The organism is Streptomyces sp. CRCS-T-1, assembly GCF_024442335.1.
Classification (GTDB): Bacteria; Actinomycetota; Actinomycetes; order Streptomycetales; family Streptomycetaceae; genus Streptomyces; species Streptomyces koelreuteriae.
Map to the genome: position 1 here is coordinate 6,096,847 of NZ_CP101651.1, position 13,544 is coordinate 6,110,390.

General features: G+C 69.9%; 13 protein-coding genes. 8 read left to right on the forward strand and 5 right to left on the reverse strand.

The features are described from left to right. Window positions 1-519: 519 nt before the first annotated feature. Entirely contained in the window at window positions 520-1,881 is a 1,362-nt protein-coding gene (gene glnA, locus NNW99_RS27610) for a type I glutamate--ammonia ligase (protein ID WP_215121869.1), read from the reverse strand. A gap of 295 nt (window positions 1,882-2,176) precedes the next feature. Here glnA and NNW99_RS27615 point away from each other — a divergent pair, with 295 nt between their 5' ends. Next, a complete protein-coding gene (locus NNW99_RS27615) occupies window positions 2,177-3,364 on the forward strand; it encodes a globin domain-containing protein (RefSeq protein WP_215121870.1) in 1,188 nt (395 codons plus the stop codon). A 19-nt stretch (window positions 3,365-3,383) separates the two neighbouring features. Here the strand turns inward: NNW99_RS27615 and NNW99_RS27620 are convergent, their stop codons facing one another. Continuing rightward, entirely contained in the window at window positions 3,384-3,818 is a 435-nt protein-coding gene (locus NNW99_RS27620) for an Rrf2 family transcriptional regulator (protein WP_215121871.1), read from the reverse strand. A 186-nt stretch (window positions 3,819-4,004) separates the two neighbouring features. On the opposite strand from NNW99_RS27620, the gene NNW99_RS27625 reads away from it, so the two are divergent. The 4 genes from NNW99_RS27625 to NNW99_RS27640 all read left to right on the forward strand — a co-directional run bounded on the left by NNW99_RS27625 (window position 4,005) and on the right by NNW99_RS27640 (window position 9,272). Next, window positions 4,005-4,673: a DUF3105 domain-containing protein gene (locus NNW99_RS27625; RefSeq protein WP_215121872.1), complete on the forward strand. Its 669-nt coding sequence runs from the start codon at window positions 4,005-4,007 to the stop codon at window positions 4,671-4,673. Next, window positions 4,670-5,287 carry a DUF305 domain-containing protein gene (locus NNW99_RS27630; RefSeq protein WP_215121873.1) on the forward strand — a complete coding sequence of 206 codons (618 nt, stop codon included), beginning with the start codon at window positions 4,670-4,672 and terminating at the stop codon, window positions 5,285-5,287. The genes NNW99_RS27625 and NNW99_RS27630 overlap by 4 nt, the downstream gene beginning before the upstream one ends. A gap of 171 nt (window positions 5,288-5,458) precedes the next feature. After that, window positions 5,459-7,402 carry a protease pro-enzyme activation domain-containing protein gene (locus NNW99_RS27635; protein WP_215121874.1) on the forward strand — a complete coding sequence of 648 codons (1,944 nt, stop codon included), beginning with the start codon at window positions 5,459-5,461 and terminating at the stop codon, window positions 7,400-7,402. 91 nt (window positions 7,403-7,493) lie between these two features. Next, complete coding sequence (locus NNW99_RS27640; protein ID WP_215121875.1) at window positions 7,494-9,272, forward strand: NAD+ synthase; 1,779 nt, start codon at window positions 7,494-7,496, stop codon at window positions 9,270-9,272. Window positions 9,273-9,294: 22 nt separating this feature from the next. Here NNW99_RS27640 and NNW99_RS27645 read toward each other — a convergent pair whose 3' ends face one another. Further along, window positions 9,295-10,158, reverse strand: a complete 864-nt coding sequence (locus tag NNW99_RS27645; protein ID WP_215121876.1) for a helix-turn-helix transcriptional regulator — start codon at window positions 10,156-10,158, stop codon at window positions 9,295-9,297. Window position 10,159: 1 nt separating this feature from the next. Further along, window positions 10,160-10,897: a DUF6879 family protein gene (locus tag NNW99_RS27650; protein ID WP_215121877.1), complete on the reverse strand. Its 738-nt coding sequence runs from the start codon at window positions 10,895-10,897 to the stop codon at window positions 10,160-10,162. Window positions 10,898-11,067: 170 nt separating this feature from the next. Between NNW99_RS27650 and NNW99_RS27655 the strand changes: the two genes are divergently transcribed. Both NNW99_RS27655 and NNW99_RS27660 read left to right on the forward strand, forming a co-directional pair. Continuing rightward, on the forward strand, window positions 11,068-11,508 hold the full coding sequence (locus tag NNW99_RS27655) for a hypothetical protein (protein WP_251057962.1): 441 nt from the start codon (window positions 11,068-11,070) through the stop codon (window positions 11,506-11,508). Then, window positions 11,505-11,642 (forward strand): hypothetical protein, encoded by a 138-nt coding sequence (locus tag NNW99_RS27660; RefSeq protein WP_215121878.1) that lies wholly within the window; start codon window positions 11,505-11,507, stop codon window positions 11,640-11,642. The genes NNW99_RS27655 and NNW99_RS27660 overlap by 4 nt, the downstream gene beginning before the upstream one ends. A 99-nt stretch (window positions 11,643-11,741) precedes the next feature. Here the strand turns inward: NNW99_RS27660 and NNW99_RS27665 are convergent, their stop codons facing one another. After that, window positions 11,742-12,752, reverse strand: coding sequence for a hypothetical protein (locus NNW99_RS27665; protein WP_215124488.1), 1,011 nt, complete (start codon window positions 12,750-12,752; stop codon window positions 11,742-11,744). Between the two features lie 115 nt (window positions 12,753-12,867). Here NNW99_RS27665 and NNW99_RS27670 point away from each other — a divergent pair, with 115 nt between their 5' ends. Continuing rightward, window positions 12,868-13,509 (forward strand): TetR/AcrR family transcriptional regulator, encoded by a 642-nt coding sequence (locus NNW99_RS27670; protein WP_215121879.1) that lies wholly within the window; start codon window positions 12,868-12,870, stop codon window positions 13,507-13,509. Window positions 13,510-13,544 lie beyond the last annotated feature (35 nt).

Consider the following 13,544-nt stretch of genomic DNA (forward strand, 5'->3'; position numbering starts at 1 on the left):
CGTGAACGACATGCTCGCGGAGCTGTCGCAAGCGAGTGTTCGGCTTCATCGGGTTGCCGGTATTCGCCTTCCCTCGGGTGGACGTGGCGCATGCCCACGGGCCTCGCGAGGCGTCGGCGCGGCGTGATGTTCCCTGCCGCACGCTATCAGTGCGACCGTCTGCTGCGGGAAGTGGCCGCGTTGGGCATTGAAGCGCAGAGCGCGTCTTCGCTGTACGAGCGGCGCTACCGGAGCGACACCGCACGACGATTGGCCTCGGAGGCGGATGCGGACTTCGGAAAGGCATTTCGCCGGGACACGAGTGAGACGCCATCGCGGTGGCACCCGTTCAGTTGGGCTGGAGGTCCGCGACCAGGTGCGTGCCGATCTGGAGGACGCAAGCAGCATCCAGACCGGGTGGGGCGCTGGGCGCCAGACGGCCTGAAGAAGACCCAGAGGCAGTGAGACGCCATGGGGCCGACGGTCATGGACCGTCGGCCCCATCCGCCGAATCAGCGGGAGACTACCTCTGACCTGCCCCTACAGCGCCGGCAGGTTCTTCCGCAGCTCGAACGCGGTCACCTCGGACCGGTACTCCTCCCACTCCTGCCGCTTGTTCCGCAGGAAGAAGTCGAAGACGTGCTCGCCGAGGGTCTCGGCGACCAGGTCGCTGCGCTCCATCAGGGTGAGGGCCTCGCCGAGGTTCTGCGGGAGGGGTTCGATGCCCATCGCGCGGCGCTCGGCGTCGGAGAGGGCCCAGACGTCGTCCTCGGCACCCGGCGGGAGCTCGTAGCTCTCCTCGATGCCCTTGAGGCCGGCGGCGAGCAGCAGGGCGTAGGCCAGGTAGGGGTTCGCGCCCGAGTCGAGGGAGCGGACCTCCACCCGCGCCGAGCCGGTCTTGCCGGGCTTGTACATCGGGACGCGGACCAGCGCCGAGCGGTTGTTGTGGCCCCAGCAGATGTACGAGGGGGCCTCGCCGCCCGCGCCCGCCGTGCGCTCAGCGCCGCCCCAGATGCGCTTGTAGGAGTTGACCCACTGGTTGGTGACCGCGGAGATCTCCGCCGCGTGCCGCAGCAGGCCCGCGATGAAGGAGCGGCCCACCTTGGAGAGCTGGTACTCCGAGCCCGACTCGTAGAAGGCGTTGCGGTCGCCCTCGAAGAGCGACAGGTGTGTGTGCATGCCACTGCCGGGGTGCTCGGAGAACGGCTTCGGCATGAAGGTCGCCTGGACGCCCTGCTCCAGCGCCACCTGCTTCATGACCAGGCGGAACGTCATGATGTTGTCGGCAGTGGAGAGCGCGTCGGCGTACCGCAGGTCGATCTCCTGCTGGCCGGGGGCGCCCTCGTGGTGGGAGAACTCCACCGAGATGCCCATCGACTCCAGCATGGTGATCGCCTGGCGGCGGAAGTCCATGCCGACGTTGGTCGGGGTGTGGTCGAAGTAGCCGGAGTTGTCGGCGGGCGTCGGACGGCTGCCGTCCAGCGGCCGGTCCTTCAGCAGGAAGAACTCGATCTCCGGGTGGGTGTAGAACGTGAAGCCCAGGTCGGAGGTCCGGGCCAGAGCGCGCTTGAGGACATAGCGCGGGTCGGCGAAGGACGGGGAGCCGTCCGGCATGAGGATGTCGCAGAACATGCGGGCCGTGCCCGGGGCCTCCGCACGCCAGGGCAGGATCTGGAAGGTCGACGGATCCGGCTTGGCGATCATGTCGGACTCGTAGACCCGGGCGAAGCCCTCGATCGCGGAGCCGTCGAAGCCGATGCCCTCGTCAAAGGCCTGTTCCAGCTCGGCCGGGGCCACGGCGACGGACTTGAGGAAGCCCAGCACGTCCGTGAACCACAGGCGTACGAACCGGATGTCGCGCTCCTCCAAGGTCCGGAGCACGAACTCCTGCTGCTTGTCCATCTTCCGCTTCCCCATCCTTGCTGGTCAGGCCGCCTTCTCTTCCGTACCACGGGAGGCGGTCGGGCACCTGAGCATCCCACCACACCACCATTTCGTACGCGTTGCGCACCATGATCGCCCGGCCGGCCCCGGGCCGAACGCCGCACCTACGGCGGGTGAACTGCTCTTCCGCCCATAGTGCCTGCTCGCAGTGACATCCGTAACGGCCGGTCCGCTTCGTTGCTCCACCCGCTAAAGTTGCATCTCAGATACAACTTTAAATACTGTGCCCGCAGTCGAGCACCGAGGAGCCCCGATGCTGTCCGAGCAGTCCGCCGTCACCGTCCGCGCCACGCTTCCCGCCGTCGGCGGGGCCCTCGGCGCGATCACCGAGCGCTTCTACGCCGGTCTGTTCGCGGCCCGCCCCGAACTGCTGCGCGACCTGTTCAACCGGGGCAACCAGGCCGCCGGCACCCAGCGGCAGGCGCTCGCCGGTTCCATCGCCGCCTTCGCGACCCACCTGCTGGACCGTCCGGAGCAGCGGCCGGACGCGATGCTGCAGCGCATCGCCCACAAACACGCCTCGCTCGGCGTCACGCCCGAGCAGTACGGCCTCGTCCACGAGCACCTGTTCGCCGCCATCGCCGAGGTGCTCGGCGACGCCGTGACGCCCGAGGTCGCCGCCGCCTGGGACGAGGTCTACTGGCTGATGGCCAACGCGCTGATCGCCGTGGAGAAGCGGCTGAGCGAGGAGAGCGGCGGGCCCGCCTGGCGGACCTGGGAGGTCGTCGAGCGCGTCCCCGAGACCGCGGACGTCGTCACCTTCCGGTTGCGGCCCACAGGCGGCGGCCCGGTGCGGGACTTCCTCGCGGGCCAGTACGTCTCCGTCTGCGTCGCCCTCCCGGACGGCGCCCGGCAGATCCGGCAGTACAGCCTCTCCGGCGCGCCCGGCCCGCTGCTCCGGCAGATCAGCGTGAAGCGCGTGCACGGCGACGGCGCTCCCGACGGCGAGGTGTCGAACCACCTCCACGCGCGCGTGCGCGAGGGCGACGTCCTCGAACTGTCCGAGCCCTACGGCGACCTGGTCCTGGACACCGACCCCGACACACCGCTACTGCTGGCCTCGGCGGGCATCGGCGTGACCCCGATGGCCGCGATGCTGGCGCACCTCGCCGGCTCCGGTCACCGCGCCCCGGTCACCGTCGTACACGGCGACCGCTCACCCGACACCCACGCCCTGCGCACCGACCACGAGGCCTACGCGGCCAAGCTGCCGGACTCGGCCGTCCACCTCTGGTATGAGCAGGACGCCCCCTCGGGCACCCACTCCGGGCTGGTCGACCTCACCGGCGTCCCGGTCGCGCCGGGCACGCGCGCGTACCTGTGCGGGCCGCTGCCGTTCATGCGGGCGGTGCGGGCCCAGCTCATCGCGAAGGGCGTGGCCCCGGCCGACATCCACTACGAGGTGTTCGGGCCGGATCTGTGGCTGGCGGGGCGGCCGTAAAGGCGCCCCGCGCCGGCTTCTAGCTTCTCCGGGAGATCCCCAGCAGCAGCGCCCCGGTCGGCTCCGCCACGATGTCCCCGACCGTGACCGGGTCCAGTGAGGCGAAGAACGCCTCCTGGGCCCGGCGCAGGGCGCCGCGCAGCCGGCAGGCGGAGTTCAGGGGGCAGGGGGTGGAGCCCTCGCAGTCGACGACGTCGCCGTCACCCTCGAAGGCGCGCACCACGGCCCCCACCGACGCCGTACGGCCCCGCTCCGTGAGAGTGAGGCCGCCGCCCCGGCCGCGGCGGGCCTCGAGCAGCCCCATGTGCTGAAGTTCGGCGACGACCTTCGCCAGGTGCGTGTACGGCACGTCCATGCCGTCCGCGACCTCCCTGGTCGTCGGACTCGACTCGCCCGCGACGGCGAGCCGCATGAGAACCCGCAGGGCGAGGTCGGTGGAGCGCAGCAGCCGCATACACGCAGCGTATGTAATGGGAATCTGCGGCTCAAATTATCCGGCGCCGGGATCTCCGAAGCTGTCGGGCACCTGTCGGTGCCGTATCGATTCGGCCCATTCCCTCCGCCGCTCTACGAGGCGCCCCGTTCCCCCCATTACGATCAGCTCACCCGACCGTCCCATCTTTCCCACGAAGGACATCTCATGGGCTCCGCCAACAAGAGCAGCACGGCACGCAAGGCGCGGATAGAGGAGATGCGGCGCGCCGAGCAGTCCCGTGAGCGCCGCAACCGGATCCTCGTCATCGCGGCGAGCGTGGTGGTCGTCTGCGGTCTCGTGGGCGGCGGTGTCGTGCTCGTGCGGTCCCAGTCCGGCGACGGCGGAAGTGACACCGCGGCGAGCGACTCCTCGGCCAAGGGGAAGTTCGTCACGGGCGAGGACGGCGTGAAGACGTGGGAGGGGAAGCTGGCCCGCAATCACGTCACCAAGGACGTGAAGTACGCCTCCGAGCCGCCGGTCGGCGGCGACCACAACCAGGCCTGGATGAACTGCAACGGGGACGTCTACACCAAGCAGCTCGACAACACGAACGCCGTGCACTCGCTGGAGCACGGCGCGGTGTGGGTGACGTACAACGCCGACGCGAAGAAGGCCGACATCGACGCCCTGGCGGCGAAGGTGAAGAAGACGCCGTACACGCTGATGAGCCCGATGGACGACCAGAAGGACCCGATCATGCTGTCGGCGTGGGGCCACCAGCGCACGGTGAAGGGCGCGAGCGACCCGGACGTCGACAAGTTCTTCGAGAAGTTCGTGCAGGGCGAGCAGACGCCCGAGCCGGGGGCCGCCTGCACGAACGGGCTGTCGCAGTGAGGCACGCCGGTCTGATCGCGGGGGCGGCCGTGACGGCGCTCGTCGCGGCCGGTGCGATCAGCTACGCCGTCGCCGGGGACGACGGCAGCAGCCGGACCCCTTCCGCCGAGTCCGCGGACGCCGGGTTCGCGCGGGACATGGCGGTGCACCACCAGCAGGCCGTGGAGATGTCGTACATCGTGCGCGACCGCACGAAGGACGAGGACGTGCGGCGTCTCGCGTACGACATCGCGCAGACGCAGGCCAACCAGCGCGGCATGATGATCGGCTGGCTCGATCTGTGGGGGCTGCCCAAGGTGTCCTCCGAGCCGATGGCCTGGATGGACATGGGCGGCATGGCCTCCGGCAAGGACGGCGCGCTGATGCCGGGCATGGCGACCAACACCGAGCTGAAGAAGCTCGGCACACTGAACGGCAAGCAGGCGGAGATCTTCTACCTCCAGCTGATGACGGACCATCACAAGGGCGGTGTCCACATGGCCGAGGGCTGTGTGGAGAGGTGCACGGTCGGGGTGGAGAAGCGGCTCGCGCAGGGCATGGTGGAGGCGCAGCAGTCGGAGATCGGCCTGATGACGGACCTGCTGAAGGAGCGGGGCGCCGCGCCGCGCTCGTAGCGCCCGGATCCTGGGGCGTAAGCCTCAAATCGCCCCGCATCGCGGCGCCTTGGGCACTTCTTGGCCTGCGCGGGGCGCTTCTTGGGTTTCGCATTCCCCTGACATGAACGGTTCGTCGCGAGAGTGGCGACGGTCGAGTGATCACTCGCGACGAACCGCACAGGGGGTTCCATGAGATCCAATCGCGCCAAGGCGCGCACTGGGGTGAGCATCGCGGCGACACTGCCGATGCTCGCCGGTGCGCTGGCGCTCGGCATACCCGCGGCGCACGCCGCCGACCACCCGCTCCGCGACCTGCTGGCCGGGACCCGGCCCGCGTGGGCCACGGCCAAGGCCGACCAGGGCGCCACCTCCGACGGCGCCCGGATGTCGGCCCGGGTGTATCTCCGAGGCCGCGACGCCGCCGGTCTCGCCGCCTACGCGAAGGCCGTGTCCGACCCGAGGTCGGCCTCGTACGGCAAGTATCTGACCGCCGCGAAAGCACGGGCCCGCTTCGGCGCGACCAAGGCCCAGGTGGCGGCGGTGACGTCCTGGCTGACGGCCGCGGGCCTGAAGGTCACCGGGGTCACGCCGCACTACGTCTCCGTGACCGGTGACGTGGCCGCCGCCGAGAAGGCGTTCGGCGCTCAGCTCCACAACTTCGCCAAGGGCGCGAAGACCTACCGGGCCCCGGCGAGCACGGCCTCCGTCCCGGCGAGCCTGGCCGGAGCCGTACTGACCGTCACCGGCCTGGACAACGCGCCGCACATGGTCACGCACGACGACCGGTTGCCGCCTCCGGACACCGTGTTCCGCAACGCCGGGCCGTTCTCCTCGTACTACGGCTCGAAGACGGCGAGCACGCTGCCGGACGCCTACGGCACGAAGATCCCGTACGCGATCAAGGGCTACACGGGCAAGCAGTTGCGGGCCGCCTACGGCGCGGGCAAGCGCACCGGCAAGGGTGTCCGGGTCGCCATCACGGACGCGTACGCCTCGCCGACCATCGCCTACGACGCCGGCACCTACGCCAAGCGCAACGGCGACGCGGCGTGGAAGACCGGGCAGCTGCACCAGGTGCTGCCCGCGACGTACACCAACACCACGGACTGCTCCGCCTCCGGCTGGTACGGCGAGGAGACCCTGGACGTCGAGGCCGTGCACGCGGTCGCTCCGGCCGCCGACGTCACCTACGTGGGTGCCGCGTCCTGCACCGACGCCGACCTGCTCGACGCGCTCGGCAAGGTCGTCGACCACCACCTGGCCGACATCGTGTCCAACTCCTGGGGCGAGGTCGAGGCCGCGCAGACACCCGACCTCGCGGCGGCCTACGACCAGGTCTTCCAGCTCGGCGCGGTCGAGGGCATCGGCTTCTACTTCTCCTCCGGCGACGACGGCGACGAGGTCGCGAGTTCCGGGACGAAGCAGGTCGACTCCCCGGCCGACTCGGCGTGGGTCACCGCCGTCGGCGGCACCTCGCTGGCCGTCGGCAAGGGCGACCAGTACCTCTGGGAGACCGGCTGGGGCACCGAGAAGGCCAACCTGTCGGCCGACGGCAAGAGCTGGACGGACTTCCCCGGCGCCTTCACCTCCGGCGCGGGCGGCGGCACCAGCAGGACGGTGGCGGAGCCCGGCTACCAGCAGGGCGTCGTACCGGACACGCTGGCGAAGGCCAACAGCGCCACCGGCAACCGGGTCGAGCCCGACATCGCGGCGATCGCCGACCCGAACACCGGCTTCCTGGTCGGCCAGACCCAGACCCTGCCGGACGGGAAGTCGCAGGCGTACGGCGAGTACCGCATCGGCGGCACCTCGCTCGCCGCGCCGACCGTCGCGGCCGTCCAGGCCCTGGCCCAGGAGGCCCGGGGCGGCAAGCCGATCGGCTTCGCCAACCCGGCGATCTACGCCAAGGCCGGCTCGAAGGTCTACCACGACGTCACCGACGACCCGACGGGCTCCGGCCTCGCCGTGGCCCGCGTCGACTTCGTGAACGGCTACGACGCGACGGACGGTCTGGCCACGTCCGTGCGCAGCCTGGGCAAGGACAGCTCGCTCTCGGCCGTGAAGGGCTACGACGACGTCACCGGCGTGGGCTCGCCCGCGAGCGGCTACGTCGAGTCGTACCGACGCCGCTGATCACCGAGTGGGCTGATCTCCGAGCGGACGGGGTGGTGTGGGGTGACTCACACCACCCCATTGCGTCGCACTGACGATTACACTGGGCGGCGTGCCTCAACTACGTCTCGCCCTGAACCAGATCGATTCGAGCGTCGGCGACCTCGCCGGGAACGCCGAGTCGATCGTCCGCTGGACCCGGCACTCCGCCGAGCAGGGAGCGCATCTCGTGGCGTTCCCGGAGATGGTGCTGACCGGGTATCCCGTCGAGGACCTGGCCCTCAGGTCGTCCTTCGTGGAGGCCTCCCGGGCGGCGCTGCGCGCTCTGGCCGGCCGCCTGGCCGACGAGGGCTTCGGGGAGCTGCCGGTGATCGTCGGCTATCTCGACCGCAGCGCGACGGCCCAGCCGAAGTACGGCCAGCCGGCCGGCGCGCCGCAGAACGCGGGGGCGGTGCTGTACGGCGGCGAGGTCGTCCTCAACTACGCCAAGCACCACCTGCCGAACTACGGCGTCTTCGACGAGTTCCGCTACTTCGTGCCCGGCGACAGCATGCCGGTCCTGCGCGTCCACGGCGTGGATGTCGCCCTGGCCATCTGCGAGGACCTCTGGCAGGACGGCGGCCGCGTCCCGGCGGCGCGCTCGGCGCGGGCGGGCCTGCTGGTGTCGATCAACGCCTCCCCCTACGAGCGCAACAAGGACGACACGCGCCTGGAGCTGGTCCGCAAGCGGGCCCAGGAGGCCGGCTGCACGACGGCGTACCTGGCCATGATCGGCGGCCAGGACGAGCTGGTGTTCGACGGTGACTCGATCGTCGTGGACAAGGACGGCGAGGTCGTGGCGCGGGCGCCGCAGTTCGCCGAGGGCTGTGTGGTCCTGGACCTGGACCTGCCGGAGGCGTCGGAGGACGCACCCACGGCCCGCGACGGAGTCGCTGATGGACAGCGTGTCGACGACGGTCTGCGCATCGACCGCGTGATCCTCTCGGAGAAGCCGCTCGCCCCCTACGAGCGGGAGCTCTCCGGTGGCTACGCGGACCGCCTGGACGACGACGAGGAGGTCTACTCGGCGCTGGTCGTGGGCCTGCGGGCGTACGTCGCGAAGAACGGCTTCAAGTCGGTCCTGATCGGCATGTCGGGCGGCATCGACTCGGCGCTGGTCGCGGCGATCGCGTGCGACGCGGTGGGCGCGCAGAACGTGTACGGCGTGTCGATGCCGTCGAAGTACTCCTCGGAGCACTCCAAGGACGACGCGGCGGAGATGGCCCGCCGCACGGGCCTGAACTTCCGGACCGTGGCCATCGAGCCGATGTTCGACGCGTACATGGGTTCGCTGGGTCTGACGGGCCTGGCGGAGGAGAACCTCCAGTCACGCCTGCGCGGCACGCTCCTCATGGCCCTCTCCAACCAGGAAGGCCACATCGTCCTGGCCCCCGGCAACAAGTCGGAACTGGCGGTGGGCTACTCGACGCTCTACGGCGACTCCGTCGGGGCGTACGGCCCCATCAAGGACGTGTACAAGACGTCGATCTTCCGCCTGGCCGAGTGGCGCAACAGGGCCGCCCGGGAGCGCGGCCAGACCCCGCCGATCCCCGAGAACTCCATCACCAAGCCCCCGAGCGCGGAACTCCGCCCGGGCCAGGTCGACACGGACTCGCTCCCCGACTACCCGGTGCTGGACGCGATCCTCGACCTCTACGTCGACCACGACAAGGGCGCCGACGAGATCGTGGCGGCGGGCTTCGACCACGACCTCGTCACCAAGACCCTCCGCATGGTCGACACGGCCGAGTACAAGCGCCGCCAGTACCCGCCGGGCACGAAGATCTCGGCGAAGGGCTTCGGGAAGGACCGACGGCTGCCCATCACGAACGGGTGGCGGGAGTCGATCTGACGAGGCCTTCTCGGGCCGGCGCTCAGGGCGTATCGACCGCCCGGCGGGCCGTGTTGATCACCTTGTGGGAGTCCGGGCCGCGCAGGGCGGACTCCCACAGCGTGTCCCACACGCGCTGATACGTGGCGATCGTGTCGGTGTCGTCGAGCCACAGCTCGGCGTGCCAGTCCTCCACGACCACGCGGCGATCGTCGTAGATCCAGAAGCTGTTGCCCGCGTAGATCTTCAAGGGGGCCGCGAACGGGACGATCCCCAGTTCCACCGTGTCCAGTCCGATGACGCTCGTGAGCCGGTCGAGCTGGGCGGCGAGGGCGGGTGGTGGGCACACCCGGGAGTAGAGAGCCGCCTCCCACATCATGATCCGGTACTTCCTGCCCGGCTCGTAGAGACCCTCCTGCCGTCGGATCCGGGCCCGTACCGCCTCCTCGGTGTCCCGGGGGGACCGCATCAGGTCGGCATGCCGGATGAAGACGTGCCGGGCGTAGTCCGCCGTCTGGACCATGCCGGGGACGAGGTTGTTCTCCCAGATGGTCAGCACGCGGGTGCGGTCGTGCTCGGCCGTGATGGCGTCCTGCACGGGCTTGTGCCCGGACGCCAACTGCCGCCGCCAGGAGCGGATGTGCGACTCGAAGCCGCGCAACCGGGCGAGCAGACCGTCGTACGCCCCCGGGTGGCCCGCCGCTTCGGCCCAGGCCCTGAGTTCCTCGGCGGTGGCCGTCTGCCTGCCGTTCTCCAGTTTGCTGACCTTGGACCTGGTCCACCCAGGACCGAGCCGCTCCACCAGCTGGGCACCGGTGAGCCGGCCGTCAGGGCATGTGAGTCTCAGCTCCCGCAGCTGTACTCCGAGAGCCTCACGGGCCTGCTGATAGTCGGTACCGAAGCTCACTTCACATCCGGTCGGGTTTGAATCGGTCGTACGGAATCGCGTAGTGCCAGGCGGCGTCCCGCGCTTGGCAGTAGCGGTTCACGGCGGCCGGCTCGGTGATGAGCTCGGCGCCGGTCAGGTTGTCCTCGCCGTCGAAGACGAGCCGGGCGACCAATCGCGAGTCGAAGATCCAGAAGTCCTCGACAGGCAGTCGCAGCCGCTCGGCCTCCGTGCGGGACAGGTTACGGATGTCCTCACCGACGGCGCAGTTCCGCACGGCGTTGTCGAGCAGGTAGAGCTGCCCCTGCGTGGCGGGGGAGTCGACGAGGCGCACGCGTTCGAAGCGCTTGCCCTGTTCGGTCTGCGTCCTGACGTTGCGGCACCAGGCGTCGTCGTAGTCCCATCGCACCGTTTCTCCGGCCGCGAACTGAGCCCAGGTCTCCGTGTCCTCGTCACTCGCGTACCGGCGCCGGGACTCCAGGCGCCAGGCGGTGTGCTCGAAGGTCTCGAAGAGCCGGCCGAACTGGTCGTCGGCGTTGATGAACCGAGGGGTGTCGTCACGCGGGCCGAAGTCGACGAGCGTGTTGCGCGGTACGACGACGGCGACCTCTCCCTCGTCGAAGTGCCTGAGCTGGTCGAGATCCTCGGGGTCGGTGAGCGGCGGGCCGTGGACGATGACCTCACCTGACTCGAGATCTTCGTGCACGCCGGGGCAACCGCCGCCCCCCGAGCCTGTCCCGTTGAACCGAAGCCGTCGCATGGTGTCCTCCGTGTGAGCCGCTGGCTGAAGCAGCCTCCCCGGTCCCAACGTCGCGAATGCGCTGGTGCGTTGCCCTGTGTCAGAAACATCGTGCAACAAGGGCGGCCAGTCAAGAAACATCGAGAAATCAGCGAGGTATGGAGCAACTCGTTGCCTCTACCGTCGCGGTCATGGTCACGAGAGACACAGAGAAGGCCATCGACCCGTACGCGGCGGTCGAGTCGTTGAGAACGGCTTTGGGGGACGTCGGAGTCCGCTTCCCTTCGCTCGGGGTGGACCTGGGGTCACCTGAACTCAAGCTGATCGAACTCGGACGCATCGGCGCCGCTGTGGCGCTGCGGCTTGCGGACGTGCTGCGGGCAGGGGGTGGAGTGTCGGCCGGCGTGGATCTCCGCGTCGATGCGATGGTCGTCGACACGCACGGCGACCGGCTCGGCTTCGTAGCCGGATTTGAGGGCCCATGCGTCCGGATCCGGCCGGTCGCGGGTGGGCGAGGCTGGGATGCCGACCCGGTTCGTGTTCGCCCCGCCACGGAAGCCGAGCGGCTCGCGGCTCTGGGGGAACGCAACCACGCGCTCAATCTGGCCAGCGGCAGGAGATGGCTCGGATGAGCGCGACCGCGGCCGACATCTCGTTGTACTCGCCCGTGTGCACCCTCGCGCAACAGCGACGTCACCAGGGCCTCCACCGCGAGTGCCGTCAGACCGGCCCGTTCGAGCTGCGGAAGAACCTGCCGGCACTGTAAGGGCAGGTCAGGGCGGGCTCTCCCGCTGATACGGCGGATGAGGCCGACGGTCGTGGACCGTCGGCCTCGTGCCATCTCACTTCCCGTGCACGGGGCCCGTCACCTCCGATACCGCCCCGCCACTGCCGCGAAGGCGGCCTTGGGTTCCCATTCCATGTCGGGGTAGGTCTGCCCCCGGCGCCCTTCGAGGAGTTTGACGATGCCCAGGCCGGCCCGGTCCAAGTCGTCCCTGGGGTCGCCGTCGGGGCGGTGCGGGTAGCCGGGCAGGGCGAACAGGAACACGAACGCGCTGTCCACGCCCTCGGTCTCGAAGATCTCCAGCAGTTCGCTCAGATATGCGGCCTGGCCGGCCTCGTCACGCTCGTATGTGCCGTTCAGCCGTACCGGGGCCCTGGTCTCCGGGTCGTGCTCGACCACTTCCAGCACCCGTCCACCGCGGTCTCCCGCGCCGCGATAGGCCGCGGTGCCGAACCCGGTGATGGCGAGCGGCTTCGGGCCTTGGGCCAGGGTGCGCACCGCGTCCCGGAACCGGTCGGCGACCTCGGCGGAGCGGATCAGCTCGAACGTCACGATGTCGAAGGGAGTCCAGTCGACCTGCTCGAACTGGATCGATGCGTAGGTGAGTTTGCCCTGGAAGCGCTCGCGGACCGTGGCCGCGGCATCGCGGAGGAAGGCGTTGACGCGCACGCCGAGCTCGCGCATCCCCTCGGCCCGCTGCTCGGGTCGGCTCATCAGCCGCTCGACCCGCTCCTCGGGGCTCCCTCCGGGCAGGAACCCGCGGTTCATCACGCTCAGCTCGACCCCTGCGACGAACACGACCGCGGCCCCCTGCTGCCGGAGTCGTTCCGCTCGCTCGGCGCAGTCGCGGAAGAGCGTGAGGATCTGCTCCGGATCCAGCTCCAGCGGATAGGGCGAGAACCAGACCTCCAGGCCGAGCTCGGCGGCGGCACCGGCGGCCAGCTCCAACCGGTCCGGGTCCCCGCCGATGATCTGGATCGCGTTGCAGTGCAGGTCGTCGCGGATGATGGCGAGTTCGCGCCGGACCACCGCCGGGTCGAGATGCGCGCGGGACATCTGGCCGTGCACGACGAATCCGGTGTCGTAGGTCATCCCTCTGGCTCGCATGGTGACGTCCTCTCCCTCGGTCTCGGTCGGTCGAGACTGACAAGAAAAGTGCGTGTACGCAAGTTTGCGTGCACGCAGCTCTGTGTGGAACGCTGACACCGTGACGACACCACCATCAGGGCTGCGGGAGCGGAAGAAGCGGGCCACGCGCGAGGCGCTGCGTGAGGCGGCCCTGCGCCTGGCCGTGGAGCGTGGACCGGATCAGGTGCGGGTCGAGGACATCGCCGAGGCGGCCGGGGTCTCGCCGCGCACCTACAACAACTACTTCGCCAGCCGGGAGCAGGCGATCGTCTCCGCTGTCGCCGCGGACCGGGAGGCGCGGATCGCGGCGGCGGTCGCGGCCCGGCCCGCAGGAGTGCGCCTGGCCGACGCCGTCACCGAAGCAGTGGTCGAGCAGTACACGAACACCGGTGAGCGTGAACAGCGGGCGCTGTTGCTGATCATCACCCGGACCGCGCTCCGTGATGCGTTCCTCGATACCACCGCCGACATCGAGCTCCCTCTCGCGGCGGTGATCGCCGAACGCCTGGGTGACGCCGGAGCGCACACGGCCCGCGTTCTCGCGGCGAGCGTGGCCGCGGCGGTTCGCATCGCACTGGAAGGCTGGCTCCGGCCGGCCGAGACCACGGGGATCGCCGGGGATTTCGGTGCCGGAGGGCTGGTCGTGCCCTCAGGTCCACTGCCCGACCAGCTCCGCGCGGCACTGGCCCCGCTCGCACCCGCGTTCGACGCCGCCGAGTGACACACCCGGCCGGCCGTTGACGGCATGCCCCGGGT